This is a genomic window from Neobacillus cucumis (assembly GCF_002860255.1).
In the GTDB taxonomy this organism is placed as follows: Bacteria; Bacillota; Bacilli; order Bacillales; family Cytobacillaceae; genus Neobacillus; species Neobacillus cucumis_A.
Genome location: NZ_PGVE01000109.1, coordinates 26032 through 41851, shown reverse-complemented (window position 1 = coordinate 41851; position 15820 = coordinate 26032). Strand labels below are relative to the sequence as shown.

Sequence of the window (15820 nt, the reverse complement as noted above, 5' to 3'; positions counted from 1 at the left end):
AATCCACTGCTTTTTTGTTTACGCGCTCGAAAGGAGTCGAACCCATAACCTATTTTAATAATGAAGAAGTAAATTTTAATTGCTCCATAATAATCTGTCCCAAGCGTTTTATCCCTTCGATAATTTCAGCCTCGCCTTCATAACAAAATGAGAGACGGAGAAATTCTGTTCCATCCTGTTGGTTTAAGAAGAAATATTTTCCCGGAATAAATGAAACGCCCTTGCCCAGGGAATGTTCTAAGAGTTCTAAAGTATCTATTCCAGAAATACGCACCCAAACAAAGTAACCTCCGCTCGGCACATACCAGGTAACCGATTCAGGAAAATGATCCCTTAATGCCTTAATTAAAGTATCACACTTCTTATGATATAGCTCTTTTAACATCTTAAGACGTTCTTCAAAAGCAATTCCCTCTAAATACGAGGCCATTGTTGCCTGAGCAAATGGATGATCTAAATCTTTTTTAAACCATGTAAATGCCGATATAAACTCCCGATTTCCAGCAATCCATCCGATACGCATTCCCGGAGCCACTACTTTTGATAATGAACCTACATGAAGCACTCTTCCAGAAGAATCGATTGCTTTTAGTGACTGCGGATCATCTTCAAAAGAGAGCTCACCATATGCATCATCTTCTACGATAAGAAAATTAAATTCTTCAGCTAATTTAACAAGATGCTTCCGACGGTTCCATTCAAGAGTCGTTCCGGTTGGATTCTGTGCAGTTGGAATGGTATATAAAATCCTTGGAAGCGAAAGATTTTTTCGTCTTCTATCCTTTAATATTTCTTCTAATACATTCGTTTGAAGCCCGTTTTCATCAATTGGTATGTTAATAATTTGTTTCGTATAGTTTTGAAATATCTCTAATGCTTCCATATAGGTTGGAGCTTCTACCACAACTAAAGAGCTCTCATCAATCAAGACTCGGGCAATTAAATCAATTGCTTGGCAGGCACCAGAAGTTATTAACAGCTCTTCATCCTGAACATTCATTTTACGCTCTGCCAATCGCTTCTGTATTTGTTGATGTAGTTTTTTAATACGTGGACTTCCGAGATAGTGAAGAGGCAAATCCTGTTCCTCGTCAAGAAGTTTAGATACAGCTTCCTTAATTTTTTGAGATGGAACCAGTGAGGGATCTGGATAACCAGAGCTCAGGCGGATACACTCCTCTGGCAGCTTTGGCATCCATTCTCCCGGAGGATTGTTCTTAAGTGCCTCTTTTATGTTATTTGAAAAAAAAGATTCGATTTTCACCTTAACAGACACCTTTCACTAATCTTAAAAGAAACTGATAGTTTATATTAAATCCAAATTTTAACTGAATTAATTGATCGCCTTTAAACTCTCTTCCCTAATGAGCGATAATAACTCTTCTTTATATTTTGCAAATTCTACCGTACCTTTGACACTAAAATCCCTTGGTCTTTCCAATGTAATAGGAACCTTTTTCTTTAAACGTCCTGGTCTTGCTGTCATTACATACACCGAATCAGCAAGGAAAATCGATTCTTCTACATCATGGGTAATAAACAAAATGGTTTTCTTCGACTCTTCCCATGCTTTCAAAAGAACTTCCTGCATAATATTTCTTGTTTGCGCATCAAGTGCACCAAATGGCTCATCCATTAAAAGGATTTTGGGGTTATTTGCCAACGCACGAGCGATTGCCACCCGCTGTTTCATACCACCTGATAATTGAATAGGATAATGTTTCTCAAATCCTTCGAGTCCGATTAACTGTAAGTAATGACGAGCTACATCGTCACGTTCTTTTTGCGAAACACCTTGTAATTTTAAGCCAAAGGTGATGTTTTCTTTAACAGTTAACCATGGATATAGCGTATAAGATTGAAACACCATCCCACGATCAGGCCCCGGACCATTAATCTTCTGTCCATCAAGCAATACTTCACCAGACGAAGCTTCCTCTAAACCTGCTACAATTCGTAAAACTGTTGATTTCCCACATCCTGACGGCCCCAGTATCGTTACAAATTCGCCTTCTGTCACTGTAAATGAGGTTTTCTCCAAGGCCGTCGTCTCTCCACTTTTCGTTTTAAAAACTTTGCCGACATTTTTAATTTCTAATTTTGGCATTGCCAAATTAGACTGAGTTATATTAATTTCCTCATTTTTCGTTGCCGCCGTGACCATCCTATAAACCATCCTTTCTCATCCATGAAAATGAAGCGCGATAAATGGCCTTAAAGATCATATCTGTTAACAGCCCTAATAAACCAATAATTAAAATACCAACAATAATTTTATCAGGCTGGAGGAAACGGGAGGCCTGCATGATCATATAGCCTAAACCACTTGAAGCACCGACAATTTCAGCTACAACTAAATAAGTCCAAGCCCACCCAAATGTAATTCTGAGCGTATCTACAATCCCTGGCAGAGCCGCGGGTAAAATGACCTTAGTAAATACTTGGCCTCTCTTAGCCCCTAGAGTATAAGAAACTTCAATTAAGTCATTCTGCACATTTTTCGTTACATCCATAATCATAAGCGTTAATTGAAAAAAGGTACCTAGGAAAATCACACTCATCTTTTCTGGCTCTCCAAGGCCGATCCATAATATTAATAATGGAATAAATGCAGATGCTGGCATGTATCGTATAAAGCCAATGATTGGTTCGAACGCACCTTCCATGATTTTTAATGAACCCATTAAGATACCTAGAGGGATTCCAATAATTGCCGCAGCTAAAAATCCAATGAGTACCCTAGAAAAACTTATTCCAATATCAGAAAGCAGGTCTCCATTGATAAATAAATCAACACCAGTTGCCAATACATTGGTCGGTGTTGGTAAAAACAATGGATTAACAATCCCTCCATATGTTAGTACACACCAAACGGCTAAAAATACAAAGAAGGTAACGAATCCGGCGGTCGAATAAAAACCTTTTGGAATCTCCTTATTAGGCGTAAATAATTTTGCCAACATTATACTCACCCACTCTATCAATCTGTTAAAAAGCCTAATATATGAAGACTCATATATTAGGCCGTTTTGTACTACAATTACCTATTACTGAAAACTTGGGTTAATAATCTCTTCTGCTTTAGGTTCATTCTTTATGATACCTTGCTCTTTATAAAACTGAATTGCATTATCAGTTGATTTGTAGATGGATCCCTTGCTGTTGTCAGTACCAAACAGTTCTTTGTTATCCTCTTTTGTAAAGAACTTCAGGCCTGATTCTGTTCCAACAAATTCTTTTGTATCGATTTTTAATCCCTTAGCCATACTTTCATCTGCTTCATCTTTATGATCTTTCCAATATTGCATCGCTTCACCCATTGCTTTTACAAACGCCTTCACATCATCTGGACGATTTTTAATGACGTCTTTTTTAAAGCTAATCGTGTCAACGATAATTCCTGGTAAATCTTTTGTTGATAATAATACTTTTCCATTTGCTTCAGAACCTTTTGATAACCATGGCTCCCAAGTTACCGCTGCATCTACTTTACCTGCTGCAAAAGCTGCACCAGCGTCACCTGCAGACATTTGAACAACTTCTACGTCTTTTTCTGTTAATCCACCTTGTTTTAAAGCTGTTAATGCTAGCATATGACTAGTTGACCCTACTTCAAAAGCAACCTTTTTGCCCTTTAAATCTTTAACACTATTGATGCCATTTTTAACAAGAATACCGTCTCCGCCGTGAGAATCATCTAATACCCAAACAACCTGTACTGGAATCTTTGATGCTGCCAGTGTTACTTGAACGTCAAGTGCAGTTGCCATACCGTCGATTTTCCCACTAGCTAATGCTTGCTTACGCTCTGCTAAACCTTCTACGATTGAAAGATCAACATCAATTCCATTTTTCTTAAAAAAGCCTTTTTCTTTTGCCAAAAATAATGGACCATAACCTGTCCAAGTTGGCAGTGTCACCTTTAATGGCTCCGATGATTTTTTACCTTCAGCACTGCTGGATGCTTGGTCTTTCCCACAAGCTGTTAAAGCAAAAAACAACATCATTGAACAAAATAAAACTAACCACTTTTTCATTAATAAATCCCCCTATTTTTTCTGTGTAATTATTAAACTATTGCCAACATATCAGTACCGATTTTGTCTGCTTGACGGACAGAGGTAATCACCATTTCAGGTGTTACTTCAAATGGCATATTCGCCATATCTTCAATCGTAACCGTAATTTCACCTAACTCTTTCCATTGATCATTAGTTAAACTCTTGATTGCCATCTGTTGTAGAGTGTAAGGCAAACCAACCTGTTGGTAATAGTTTATTAATGCCTTTACTTCTTCCTCTGCCGTACCTTCCATACATAACTGTGCTAATATCCCAAAAGCGACAATTTCTCCATGATAAGTATCGTGAATTTCCGGAAAGATAGTTAAACCTGAATAAATCGCATGGGCAGCTGCTGTTCGGCAATCGTCTCCGCCATAGCCACTCACGCTTCCACTGACTAAAATAATGGCATCGATTATGTCATTAAGTTCATTCGTTAATTTTTGCTCATGAATCGAGCTGACCGCTTTTGTCCCACTTTTGATCAAAGTTTGATATAACTGGCCCGCTATGGCAATCGCAGTTTGATTAATGGCATTTGGACTGGCTTTTTTTATCGAACATTTTGTTTCGAACCATTTAGCTAATGTATCTCCGATCCCAGCTATTAAATAGCGAACAGGTGCATCCAAAATAATATTTGTGTCCACTAAGACTAATTCTGGAACTTTAGAATTTCTCCCGATTTTTAAGAATTCTCCTTCATCACTGTAGAGAATACAAATTGGTGTAGCGGCCGCACAGGTAGCGGCGATAGTTGGGATAGCTACTAACGGCTTATTCAAATAGTAGGCTGCTGCTTTCACTGTATCGAGCGCTTTACCACCGCCGGCAGCAATGAGTACATCAAAGTTTTCATTCTTTAATTGTTCAATCAATCTATTAATATTCGTTTGTGAGGACTCTCCCCCAAACCACAAAGATTGTTTCAATGTTATTCCATGTTCGGATAAGCTTTGCCGGAGTGGTCCTTCAATGACTTGACGGCTCGTATTTCCTCCGATAAGTACGGCAGTCGTTCCAAGCTTTTTTATGTATAACCCAGCATCCGATAATAATCCAGTTTTTCTATGATATTGCCCTGGCCCGACTGTTACGAACATATTCAACAATCCCTCTCTTAAATTATGTATATTTATGTATAATATTCTATTAATATAAATGTTTGTCTTTTTTATGTCAATATATTGTAAAAATATTCTTAATCTTATTTTAATAATTACTTATTGATAATTATCCAACTACTTTCATATAGTAATCAATTAAAGTAATCCAGGGATAATTTTTTCGCTTCAAAATATTATATAAAATTACTTCATATTGAATAGAAATAAACTCAGGGCTATGAATAAGCATATGAAAAACCCAGTAAATATCCGGGTCTTTTTTATTGTTCCAGGTAATTTTTAGATAAGCTTTAATGCTTCAGTAATAGGAATTTCTCCAGAAACAAGGTCAAACGCCTTATAAAAAGTATTGCCTTCTTCTAATGAAGCGATAATTGTTTTCGCTACGTCTTCACGAGAAATCGTCCCACTGGCAATATCCACTGCAGCTGATATATGGCCGGTACCTTTATTGTCCAATAGTCCGCCTGGACGAATGATTGTGTAGGTTAAATTACTTTGCTCGAGTATTTTATCAGCGTAATACTTTGCCACATAATAGGGCTTTATCGCTTCACGCCAGTTTTCTCTTCGATGTGCTTGAAGTGCACTAACCATGATAAAGCGTTTAATTTTTGCCTTTTCCGCTGCTTCTATTGTTTTCACTGCACCATCCAGATCGACTAAAAGTGTCTTATCTGCACCTGTATGTCCTCCAGAGCCAGCGGTAAACACAATCGCATCACATCCCTTGGCCCCGTTTGCAATTTCCTCGACACTATCCTCTAAATTGATTATTGCTGTCTCAATACCTAATGTTTGTAAACCATTGGTCTGTTCTTCTTTGCGAACCATAGCTTTGACTGTATGTTTATTCGTTTGTGATAATAATCCGATGAGTTGATTACCGATTCTCCCATGTGCACCAACGACAAAAACCTTCATGATCAAACTCCTTTTTTGTATATTTTTGTTTATATTATTTCTAATATTAAAGAAAAAACATACTTTAGCTACAAAAATAAATGACTCCGTCTTGAATTATACCGTAGGCATTTTGGAAAACTTTATTTTTAATTTTAAAAATTAATGCTCCTAAAGATTTTCGTCGTTTTCCAAAGTCACTTGAATTAGCCAGACATAAATCTATATAGTAATTCGTGTTAATATTTCACAAAAAATTCACATTCCCCCCTAATAAAACGTTTCCATTTTGCTAATAATAAATTTTTGCAAAATAACTTCCCAGAATAGACTAAAATTTATTTTCCGAAAATTGAATCTATGTTATAGTCGTAATAAACCAAATAGATGGAGTGAGAATAGTGAAATTACAAGTCCAACGTACTTACAATTTTAATGCTGGCCCTTCTGCATTACCTCTTTCAGTCTTAGAAAAAGCTCAGGCGGAACTAATCGATTTCCGTGGTACAGGCATGTCAGTAATGGAACTCAGCCACCGCAGCCGCCCATATGAAGAAGTACATAATCAGGCGATTAGCAGCTTAAAAGAACTGTTAGCCATTCCTAATACCCATGAAGTTCTTTTTCTTCAAGGCGGAGCCAGCCTTCAATTTTCAATGATTCCGATGAATTTTTTACAACCAGGAAAAAAAGCTAGTTATGTAATGACAGGTTCTTGGTCAGAAAAAGCCTTCTCCGAAGCAAAATTATTTGGTGAGGTTTATCATGCTGCTTCTACAAAAGAAGGTAATTACCGCAGCATTCCTACTATTAATGAATTACAGTATGACAAAGAGGATGCATATGTACACTTGACCTCAAATAATACAATTTATGGTACACAGTGGAAGGACTTCCCTGATACGGGAGATGTTCCTCTAATTGCAGATATGTCTAGTGATATTCTTTCTAAGCCAATTGATGTTAGCAAGTTTGCTCTTATTTATGCAGGTGCACAGAAAAACCTAGGTCCATCAGGTGTAACAGTTGTTATTATTCGCAAGGATTTCCTTGAAAGTGCAAACACAAATATTCCAACAATGTTAAAGTACAGCACACATGCGAAAAATAACTCCCTTTATAATACACCTCCAACCTTTGGTATTTACATGCTGGGAGAAGTTCTAAACTGGGCACGTGATTTAGGTGGTTTAGAAGCCATCGCAAAGCGTAACGAGGAAAAGGCAAACCTTATTTACTCAGTAATTGACGGCAGCAACGGTTTCTACATTGGTCACGCGGACCAAGACAGCCGCTCACTGATGAATCTTACTTTTAACCTAAAAACTCCGGAACTGGAGAAGAAATTCTTAGACCAGGCGAAACAAGCAGGTTTTGTCGGAGTAAACGGTCACCGTTCGATCGGCGGATGCCGCGTTTCCGCATACAACGCTGTTCCGGTTGAAGCGTGCCAAGCATTCAGTGAATTTATGACTCAATTTCAAAAAGATAATAACTAAAAAAATCACCCTCTGAACTTTTACAGAGGGTGATTTTTTTATGTTCCAGGTAATGTCATTTCCCGTCAACGATTTCCTTAAAAATCTCATATGAACGCTTTTGTTTATCAGGATCAAAGATATAAGAAACCGCCATAAACTCATCGACGCCATATTTCTCTTGGAAATTCGTTAATTGCTGACGGACCGTTTCCTTGCTTCCTAAAAACGTAACACTCGACATGGATGAAGCCATCTCTTTTTCCATCGGACTCCAAAGTTCATCTAAATTTTCAACTGGCGGACGCAACGGATTTTGTGTACCGCGGACGACGTTTAGGAAAAACTGCTTCATAGTGGTTGACATCAATGAGGCTTCCTCATCCGTTTCTGCCGCAATGACATTTAAACAGACCATCATATACGGTTTGTCCAAGTACTCTGATGGCTGGAATCGTTCACGATAAATGGAAATGGCCTCTTCCATATACCGTGGCGCAAAGTGGGAAGCAAATACATAAGGCAGACCCAAACTTGCGGCGAGATAAGCAGAATCCGTAGAGGAGCCTAAAATGTAAATCGGAACATCTGTACCAACCCCAGGATATGCTTTTACATAACTTTGCTGCTCGATTGCTCCAAAATAAGTAAGCAATGCCTGTACGTCCTCAGGGAAAGTGTAAACAGAGTCATTTTTCGAACGTCTTAAGGCATTTGCCGTCATCATATCAGTTCCAGGTGCACGGCCAAGGCCAAGATCAACTCGGTCTGGAAACATGGTAGCCATCGTTCCGAATTGCTCAGCAACCACAAGCGGTGCATGGTTAGGCAGCATGATTCCTCCGGACCCTACGCGAATTTTATTTGTATGTTCTAACGTATGCTGAATCAAAATAGATGTTGCTGAACTGACCAGTGTTGCCGTATTATGGTGCTCCGCAATCCAATAGCGTTGATAGCCCATGTTTTCGACGGCCTGAGCAAGGTCTACCATTGACTCTATCGCTTGTCTGGAATCTTGGCCCTCGCGGATGGGGGCAAGATTTAACACCGATACAGGTATATGAATTGTTGCCATATCAAAGATTCCTTTCATTTTGAAGATTCATTTCTATAGTAACAATTGATATAAGGGAAACAAATATATATGCTTAGGTTATGCTAAATCAATAATGACAGTCGTTTTTTTTGAAAGATAAAAGACTGCCGCAATGGCAGCCTTCTATCATTATTTATCTTTATTATTTGGGTCTTGAATTGGAACATTTTTTGGCCGTTCAGGATAATCAGCCTTTCCGTCATTAGGACCAGTAAGATCATTTCTTTGATCTAGGACTCTGCCTGTATACTCAACTGGATTGTTTCTTGGCATTTCTTCACCTCCAAGCCGAGATTTAGCCTTCCTGGTTTACTTATTTTTTCTTGCCCCACCCAAGAATCTTTAATTTATACTCTGCCTCACTCATGAAAGGGTTTTTCTTTGGTGGGCTATTTCTAAGTGCGTTTTTTAGTTCCACATTGGCGTCATCATTCGTATTATATTTTCCATCCATAGCACTCGCCTCCTTTTCGTTATTTATTATGTTCGGAATCATTCTGTTCATTCTTTTTATGTATGCTAAAAAACCTCTAGAAAATCTAAAGGTTTGACAAGAAATATTCAGGATAAGACTTCAGAATCAATACCTTAACCCACAAGAACACTTGGTTTTACCGAATAGCACGGAATAGGCCGATGGAAACTCTTGGTTCACCCTTTGTACCTCTTTTGCAAATTCTTCTTCATTTTTAGGCACCTTAACTAGTCTATTTGCTTTTGCTTGTGTATCAATGTGGGCACCGGGTGGTACAAAGCTATTCGGCTTTAGTGTTACCCCGCCTGTAACAACCGCATCCGTGGAAATGAAGCATCCTGCTCCCACAAATGCGTTATATACAGTCGCTTTAAACCCTATAAATACATCTTGACCAATCTCACAAGGCCCATGAATCAGCGAACCATGGGCACATGAAACCCTTTTGCCAAGATAAATAGAGTAGTTTTTTCCATTCACTTCGACATATTTGTTTTTTAAACCGTGCAGGATGACGCCGTCCTGTAAATTACAATCACTTTCAATATAAAAAGGGGTCCCCTCGTCAGCACGTATACTTACAAAAGGGGCGATGTAGGTGTTATCAAGGATCGTCACATCTCCAACAACAAAGGTGAATGGACTAAGAAAAGCGTTTTTTTTTATTTTAGGAAAAATTGGATTAGGATTTATGGAGGTTGGAGGGTTAGTACCTATAAAGTAGCTATAAATATTGTATGGTCCGTATGGATTCGTCAAAAACACTTCCCCTTTCCAATAAAAGTGATTTGATCTTCATACTACTTATACGTTATATCAGTGAAAATCATTACAAAACCAATGGAAAAAGCGAGTCAGCAATTCGGCAGACCCGCCTGTTATTGTAATTATTTCATTGGCATCTCCCTTTTTCATACATTTATGCTGTTTAAGAAGAGGCAAACCATTGGATAAACAGCCATCTGATAAAGTTTGTTTGTCAGTTTCTATGGCAAGCAACATAACTACCTTTAAGACATAACGTTTTGCTATTATGACGAAAACTTATTATTCTAGCTGTGCTCAGCTCCCGCCATAATGAAAATGAAATGCAAAACAATTCGTCTCCAACACTAATTCCGATTTTTAACCGGGTTTATAAAATAATGGTCCTCCTTTCTACCGGCAATTGATCTTTCAATTTTCAGTGAACCAATTCCACCTCCTTGGTAGAAATACTCCCCTAATCGGAATATGCTTGGTTCATTGCATTTCATTACACTACTATTATTTCCGTGGCTTCCCATGTATTTTAGTATAGTTGTTACATTCCTGTGAACCTTTTACGTGATAATAGGAATGATCTGTGAGGTAAGAACAGAGTTGTCAATCTATTTTTTGATACACTGTTACAAACTAGGGATGAATTGGCAAAATAGAAGAGATAGAGTTTATGTTATTTTTCTCAAGTTTTTGATATAATAAAGTGTCTTTAACATTTATGAGGGGGAAACATATTTTTATGTCAGTTGAAGTAGGCAGTAAAGTACAAGGTAAAGTAACCGGTATCACTAATTTTGGAGCATTTGTGGAATTGCCAGGAGGCACGACTGGATTAGTGCATATTAGTGAGGTTGCAGATAGCTATGTAAAGGATGTTAACGATCATCTTAAGATTGGCGATGTAGTGGAAGTAAAAGTAATTAGTGAGAAAGACGGAAAAACTGCCTTATCCATTAAAAAAGCAATCGATCGTCCTGAAGGACAAACAACTCAACGCCCACAACGTCAGGGCAGAGGGGATAGCCGTTCAAAAGACTTCCGTCCAAAAGGAAACTTCAAACCAAAGGAAAGCTTTGAAGACAAAATGGCTAAGTTCTTAAAGTCTAGTGAAGAGAATTTATCAAGCCTCAAACGCAACACCGAAACAAAACGCGGCGGCCGAGGCGGCAGACGCGGCTAAGCTTCGCACCTGCTAATAAATCTCATATAAATCAAAGGGCAAGCTTCATATAAAGAAGCTTGCCTTTCTCTTTATAGTAAAAATGGTGCCTGTCACCATTTTGCACTACTCCACACTGTTTTTAGTGTTAAATTCCTTTAGTTTTTTATCTAGTAAGGCAAAGGCGTTCTTTAGTTTGTCTTTTGGAATTTTAGCAAACATATCGCCAATTCCTAATTCAAAGTAACATGCCCTGCTGTTTAGTTCTTTGAGATAACTGCTAAAGCCAATACCAGTTTCTTGAATAAGTTCAACTAAAATTGGTTCCAATTCCTCTTTTGATAGATCTAAATGGACGTGGAACATATTAGAGACTGGTTCCAAAGGAGTGGTATAAACCGAATGACATTGATTAAAGAAGCCCGCTAGTTCTTTCGCTTCTCCAAAATACTGTTGCATTTTTCCGACTCGCTTCTCAAAATAATAGTCCGCACTAAGAATATAAGGATAGAGGCTGATTAAATCACCGCCATGGCGCCTTTTCCATACTTTTGATTTCTTTGTAAATTCCTTGTCCTCTGCAAGAATTGCTCCAGCAATTCCGCCTAGCCCTTTATAAACGGATACATAAACACTATCAAAGAGTTCCGCTATTTCCTTAGCTGACTTTTGATAATAGGGCAAAATCTCAAACAGCCGGGCACCATCTAAATGCAGTTTAATCCCCTTTTCACGACAATAGGCTGAAATGGCTTTTAAAGTTTGATATTCCTGCAGTTGCCCGCCTATTTCCCGCTGCGGTAATTCCAGTAATAAGCACGCGATTTCTTCCTTTAACCCCATGACATCTTCTAACTGAATAACTCGGTCTTCTTCAGCAAGTAAAATCGGATGAATGTGGTGCAATTCTTTTAATCCGTCTTCTTCATGGATTTCTAAATGACATAATGGATGATAGGCCACCTTTTTAATTCCTTTTTGATCACACCAAATCCGCAAAGCGATTTGCTGGGCCATCGTTCCACTCGGAAAAAACACAGCAGCTTCTTTTCCAAGATAATGGGCCATTTTTGTTTCAAAATCTTCCATTACCTGCCCTTTCCCGTACATATCACTCTCTAGCTGATCATCAAGGTCCATTAATGCCCTTTTTAACATTTGAAGATCTCTCGGGCCGTGCCCGCCTAATCGATACTCTGTTTGTTTAAAAGCCTTTAATAAACTCATACACTCGTTCAATGTTAGCCGCTCCTTCTAAAAACCTTTTAACCATTAATCCCTCACTCATCATACTATTAAAAAAATTTTCTTAAAACCCTTTAATTAAAAAATCACTGTAGGTAATCATGGCAGCGCTAATTTAAATCTGATATAGTAATTTTATGTATAGTGGAAAGGACTAAAAGGCACCCATGAAATGTATTTCAATTGATTTAGACGGTACGTTATTAAATTCTTCGCATGAAATTACCGAAGAGAGTGTGAAAGTTTTAAACGAACTACAAGCACAAGGTCATTGTTTGATATTAAACACTGGCCGTGCGTTTGCGGACGTAATTAAATTAGAAGCGGTCAAGAAGATGAAGATGCCCATTTTTTGCATCAATGGCTCTGTATTATTCTCAGCAGATAGAGAGCTTCTATTTGAAGCTACCTTATCAATCGATGTGTATAAAGACATTTTTTCTATTTTAAAAGAAATGAATGTAGGTATCCTTGTATACACCAACCATGGAGGCTTACCTTCGACTTTGCCACCATTGCATGACAAAAGCAGACAAGAACTTGACCAACTATTTCATGAATTCAACTATGATCAAATTCTCGAAATAGAAGATTTAAAAATTTACAAACTAATTGCTCTCGTTCACCCTGACCAATTAGAGAAAATTGACGAAGTAAAAAAAGCATTAGACGGAAAATTCCCTATTTCCATGGCGTCCTCGCATCCAAATAATGTGGAAATCACTTCAAATGAGGCCCATAAAGGGAAGGCATTATTACGTTACCAAGAAATGATGAACCTTAACTTTGATGAGATTATTGCTTTTGGTGACGGCGGCAATGATATCGCTCAATTTGAAGTAGCGACCACAGCCGTAGCAATGGCGAATGCCCCCATGCAGGTACAACAGGCGGCAGATGTTATAACTAAAAGCAATGACGAAGACGGATTTGCATATGCAGTTCGCCGTCTCTTAGGCTTATTAGACTAAATATTTACTATCGGGGAAATGAGTACTCATAACACTCGTTCCCCTTTTTTTGCAATAAAAAAAGGCATCTCTTTGCCTCTCGTATATTAGAAACTCGTAAGTTTTTTCATAATTTCTCTTTTTCTCTCTTTATCCGTAATTCTTGTTAAATCGAGTGCGACCTCATGCCCCTTATACCTAGACCGTAATATCTCTCTGATGGCATTCTTGACGCTTTCCTCATTATCCCTGACAACAATCACATTTCGGAGCATTGATCTTCCTCCCCCTAAAAGAACAACCCCTTCATTGTATGTTTTCACCTTTTTCTTTAGCCCTTAAAAATCCCATTAGTTATAATTAATTTTAACGATATCCCGCATGACTGGATATTAAAAAATAAAACCGTCATTATCAGAAATGACGGCCATTTGTGTTTTCTATAAAATATGATGGAAATTCATTAAAGAAGGAATTAATAGCGCGCCCCAAACTAAAGTAATTAATGCTGCAAAAATCATCGCTAAGGATGAAAAGGTTGCTTCTTGCTTCCCGTACTCCATAGCTTTGTTCGTCCCAACACCATGGGCTCCCATACCCAAAGCGAGACCTCTGGCTATTGGTGTTTTTATCGACAGTCCTTTAATGACCGAAGGACCGACGATCCCGCCAACAATCCCTGTTATAATGACAAAGACCGTTGTTAATGTTGGCAGACCACCAATTTCCTTCGAAACCTCAATCGCTATAGGAGTCGTAATGGACCTTGGTAAAATGGAAATTAGGAAATCATTATTTAGATGGAACAATTTAGATAACCCATAGGTGGAAAAAATCGCTACCAGGGTACCAAAGGTGATACTAACAAGTATGGTCCCAATGTATTTTTTAATCACAGCTAAGTTTTTATAAATTGGGACGGCAAAGGCAACCGTCGCCGGTCCAAGTAAATGGGTCAGCCACTTTGATGCATGCAAGTATTGATTTGCAGAAACATGAGTAACGGAAATTAGAACAATTAACAAAATCGGTGATAGCAGCAATGGATGAAAAAACGGCATACTCCATTTACTATAAGCCATTTTTGAAAAACGATAGAGAAGATACGTCGCTATGGTAAATACCATCATCATCAATGCTGTTCACTCCTTTTCCGTCCACTTATTTTTTCAGCCGTAACGGCTGTCATTCCCATGACTATAATTGTACTAATCCCAATTAACCCGACAATCTCGGCTCCTTGTAAGCTTAAAATCTCATCATAATTCACAATCCCTACTGCTGATGGGATAAAAAACAGTAACAACTCGGCTAATAACCAGTTGGCCCCTTTTTCTACCCACTCCAGCTTGATAATTTTAAAAAAGAGTGCAAGAAACAGCAGGAATAAACCAAACATCGAAGCCGGAATGGGAAGTGGAAACACTTCTTTAATAGCAGCTCCTAAAAATAAAAAAACATGCAAAAATAATACTTGTATTACAATTACTCCCAGTCTCATCGTCATGATCCTTTCTATATAAAAAAGGAGAAATAATCTCCTTTTGGCTTTACGAAATTAACTATAGAGTAATCCTACGCTCTTAATTATCATTCGTAAAATACATATTAAGAATCATTTCTATAACTAAAAGTTATAATGGATCCTTCAAAATAAAATCAATAAAGGTCCTGCCTGCATTTGAGATATATCTGTCTTTTTTTGTAAGCACTGCCAATCGCCACAAAATTTTTTGCTTTAGGTCAATAACTTCAATCTCATTGTTAAAAACCCGATTGCAAATAGAATGCGGAAGGATCGTGATACCAAGATTTGCCGCCACCATCTCTGCCATCAAATCCCATTGGGAGCTTTTAAACAAGATTTTTGGTTCAAATCCTGCCGCGATACAGTGGTTCCTCATGATTTGATTAAGGGCAAACTCTTCATGGTAGAAAATAAATTCTTCATCTCTTAGTTCTTCCATATCGACCTTTTTTCTCATAGCTAAACGGTGGTCTTGGTAAACCAACAGCTTCATTTCCTCTTCAACGATAGGGTAAATATCAAACTGCTGTTCATCAATTGGCAGGACGGCAACACCTAATTCGAACTCTCCTTCCTCCACACTTTTAACAACCCTTGCACCGCCATATTCCGTAATATTAAGTTCGATATTAGGGAAACTGTGATGAAACTTCGCCATCACCCTTGGAAAAAATAAACTTCCAATAAACGGCGGCAGTCCAATATTAATTTGCCCTCTAGTTAAATTGGTCATATCGTTTAGAGTAGTTTTCATTTCATCTAAAAGACCATTCATCTTTTGGGCATATTCCAGCACAATTTTTCCGGCATCTGTTAAATCGCTCGTTTTATTGGAACGTATGATTAACGTCATGCCCAGTTCTTCCTCCAATGCCATGATGGACTTGCTCAGAGCGGGCTGTGACAAATGCATGGTCTCGGCAGCTTTTGTAATACTTTTATACTTCGCTACTTCAGAAAATAATTTAAGTTGTCGTAATTCCAATCATAAACACCTCATGTCAAAAACTTAGTAACTATTATTATAATG

At 38.0% G+C, this 15820-nt stretch carries 18 protein-coding genes; 3 read left to right on the top strand and 15 right to left on the bottom strand.

Annotated elements, in window-relative coordinates; translation table 11 throughout:
• Positions 1–49: 49 nt before the first annotated feature.
• The 6 genes from CVD27_RS27680 to CVD27_RS27655 all read right to left on the bottom strand — a co-directional run bounded on the left by CVD27_RS27680 (position 50) and on the right by CVD27_RS27655 (position 6115).
• A complete protein-coding gene (locus tag CVD27_RS27680) occupies positions 50–1264 on the bottom strand; it encodes an aminotransferase-like domain-containing protein (RefSeq protein ID WP_101652519.1) in 1215 nt (404 codons plus the stop codon).
• A 69-nt stretch (positions 1265–1333) separates the two neighbouring features.
• A complete protein-coding gene (locus tag CVD27_RS27675) occupies positions 1334–2164 on the bottom strand; it encodes an ABC transporter ATP-binding protein (protein ID WP_374703113.1) in 831 nt (276 codons plus the stop codon).
• Between the two features lies 1 nt (position 2165).
• Positions 2166–2963: an ABC transporter permease gene (locus CVD27_RS27670; RefSeq protein ID WP_101652517.1), complete on the bottom strand. Its 798-nt coding sequence runs from the start codon at positions 2961–2963 to the stop codon at positions 2166–2168.
• Positions 2964–3047: 84 nt separating this feature from the next.
• Positions 3048–4037 (bottom strand): ABC transporter substrate-binding protein, encoded by a 990-nt coding sequence (locus CVD27_RS27665; RefSeq protein WP_101652515.1) that lies wholly within the window; start codon positions 4035–4037, stop codon positions 3048–3050.
• 32 nt (positions 4038–4069) lie between these two features.
• A complete protein-coding gene (locus tag CVD27_RS27660; protein WP_101652512.1) occupies positions 4070–5167 on the bottom strand; it encodes an iron-containing alcohol dehydrogenase family protein in 1098 nt (365 codons plus the stop codon).
• A 303-nt stretch (positions 5168–5470) separates the two neighbouring features.
• Entirely contained in the window at positions 5471–6115 is a 645-nt protein-coding gene (locus CVD27_RS27655; protein ID WP_101652511.1) for an SDR family oxidoreductase, read from the bottom strand.
• A 380-nt stretch (positions 6116–6495) separates the two neighbouring features.
• On the opposite strand from CVD27_RS27655, the gene serC reads away from it, so the two are divergent.
• Complete coding sequence (serC, locus tag CVD27_RS27650; protein WP_101652509.1) at positions 6496–7593, top strand: 3-phosphoserine/phosphohydroxythreonine transaminase; 1098 nt, start codon at positions 6496–6498, stop codon at positions 7591–7593.
• 55 nt (positions 7594–7648) lie between these two features.
• On the opposite strand, the gene CVD27_RS27645 is transcribed toward serC, so the two are convergent.
• From CVD27_RS27645 to CVD27_RS27640, 4 genes are all read right to left on the bottom strand, one after another.
• Positions 7649–8650, bottom strand: coding sequence for an LLM class flavin-dependent oxidoreductase (locus CVD27_RS27645; RefSeq protein WP_101652508.1), 1002 nt, complete (start codon positions 8648–8650; stop codon positions 7649–7651).
• Between the two features lie 150 nt (positions 8651–8800).
• A complete protein-coding gene (locus tag CVD27_RS28465; protein WP_180960479.1) occupies positions 8801–8944 on the bottom strand; it encodes a hypothetical protein in 144 nt (47 codons plus the stop codon).
• Between the two features lie 40 nt (positions 8945–8984).
• Positions 8985–9125, bottom strand: coding sequence for a hypothetical protein (locus tag CVD27_RS28460; protein WP_180960478.1), 141 nt, complete (start codon positions 9123–9125; stop codon positions 8985–8987).
• Between the two features lie 126 nt (positions 9126–9251).
• Positions 9252–9911, bottom strand: coding sequence for a carbonate dehydratase (locus tag CVD27_RS27640; protein ID WP_308301842.1), 660 nt, complete (start codon positions 9909–9911; stop codon positions 9252–9254).
• 736 nt (positions 9912–10647) lie between these two features.
• Here CVD27_RS27640 and CVD27_RS27635 point away from each other — a divergent pair.
• Entirely contained in the window at positions 10648–11088 is a 441-nt protein-coding gene (locus tag CVD27_RS27635; protein WP_101652503.1) for a S1 domain-containing RNA-binding protein, read from the top strand.
• Between the two features lie 105 nt (positions 11089–11193).
• Here the strand turns inward: CVD27_RS27635 and CVD27_RS27630 are convergent, their stop codons facing one another.
• Complete coding sequence (locus CVD27_RS27630) at positions 11194–12306, bottom strand: threonine aldolase family protein (RefSeq protein ID WP_101652501.1); 1113 nt, start codon at positions 12304–12306, stop codon at positions 11194–11196.
• Between the two features lie 173 nt (positions 12307–12479).
• Here CVD27_RS27630 and CVD27_RS27625 point away from each other — a divergent pair, with 173 nt between their 5' ends.
• Complete coding sequence (locus tag CVD27_RS27625) at positions 12480–13283, top strand: HAD family hydrolase (RefSeq protein WP_101652499.1); 804 nt, start codon at positions 12480–12482, stop codon at positions 13281–13283.
• Between the two features lie 86 nt (positions 13284–13369).
• Here CVD27_RS27625 and CVD27_RS28455 read toward each other — a convergent pair whose 3' ends face one another.
• From CVD27_RS28455 to CVD27_RS27610, 4 genes are all read right to left on the bottom strand, one after another.
• Positions 13370–13537, bottom strand: coding sequence for a hypothetical protein (locus tag CVD27_RS28455; protein WP_180960477.1), 168 nt, complete (start codon positions 13535–13537; stop codon positions 13370–13372).
• Between the two features lie 165 nt (positions 13538–13702).
• Positions 13703–14395 (bottom strand): LrgB family protein, encoded by a 693-nt coding sequence (locus CVD27_RS27620; protein WP_308301843.1) that lies wholly within the window; start codon positions 14393–14395, stop codon positions 13703–13705.
• The gene (locus tag CVD27_RS27615) at positions 14395–14769 is read right to left on the bottom strand and encodes a CidA/LrgA family protein (RefSeq protein WP_308301841.1); all 375 of its coding nucleotides are present in this window, start codon (positions 14767–14769) and stop codon (positions 14395–14397) included. The genes CVD27_RS27620 and CVD27_RS27615 overlap by 1 nt, the downstream gene beginning before the upstream one ends.
• 127 nt (positions 14770–14896) lie before the next feature.
• Entirely contained in the window at positions 14897–15775 is an 879-nt protein-coding gene (locus CVD27_RS27610) for a LysR family transcriptional regulator (RefSeq protein WP_101652495.1), read from the bottom strand.
• Positions 15776–15820 lie beyond the last annotated feature (45 nt).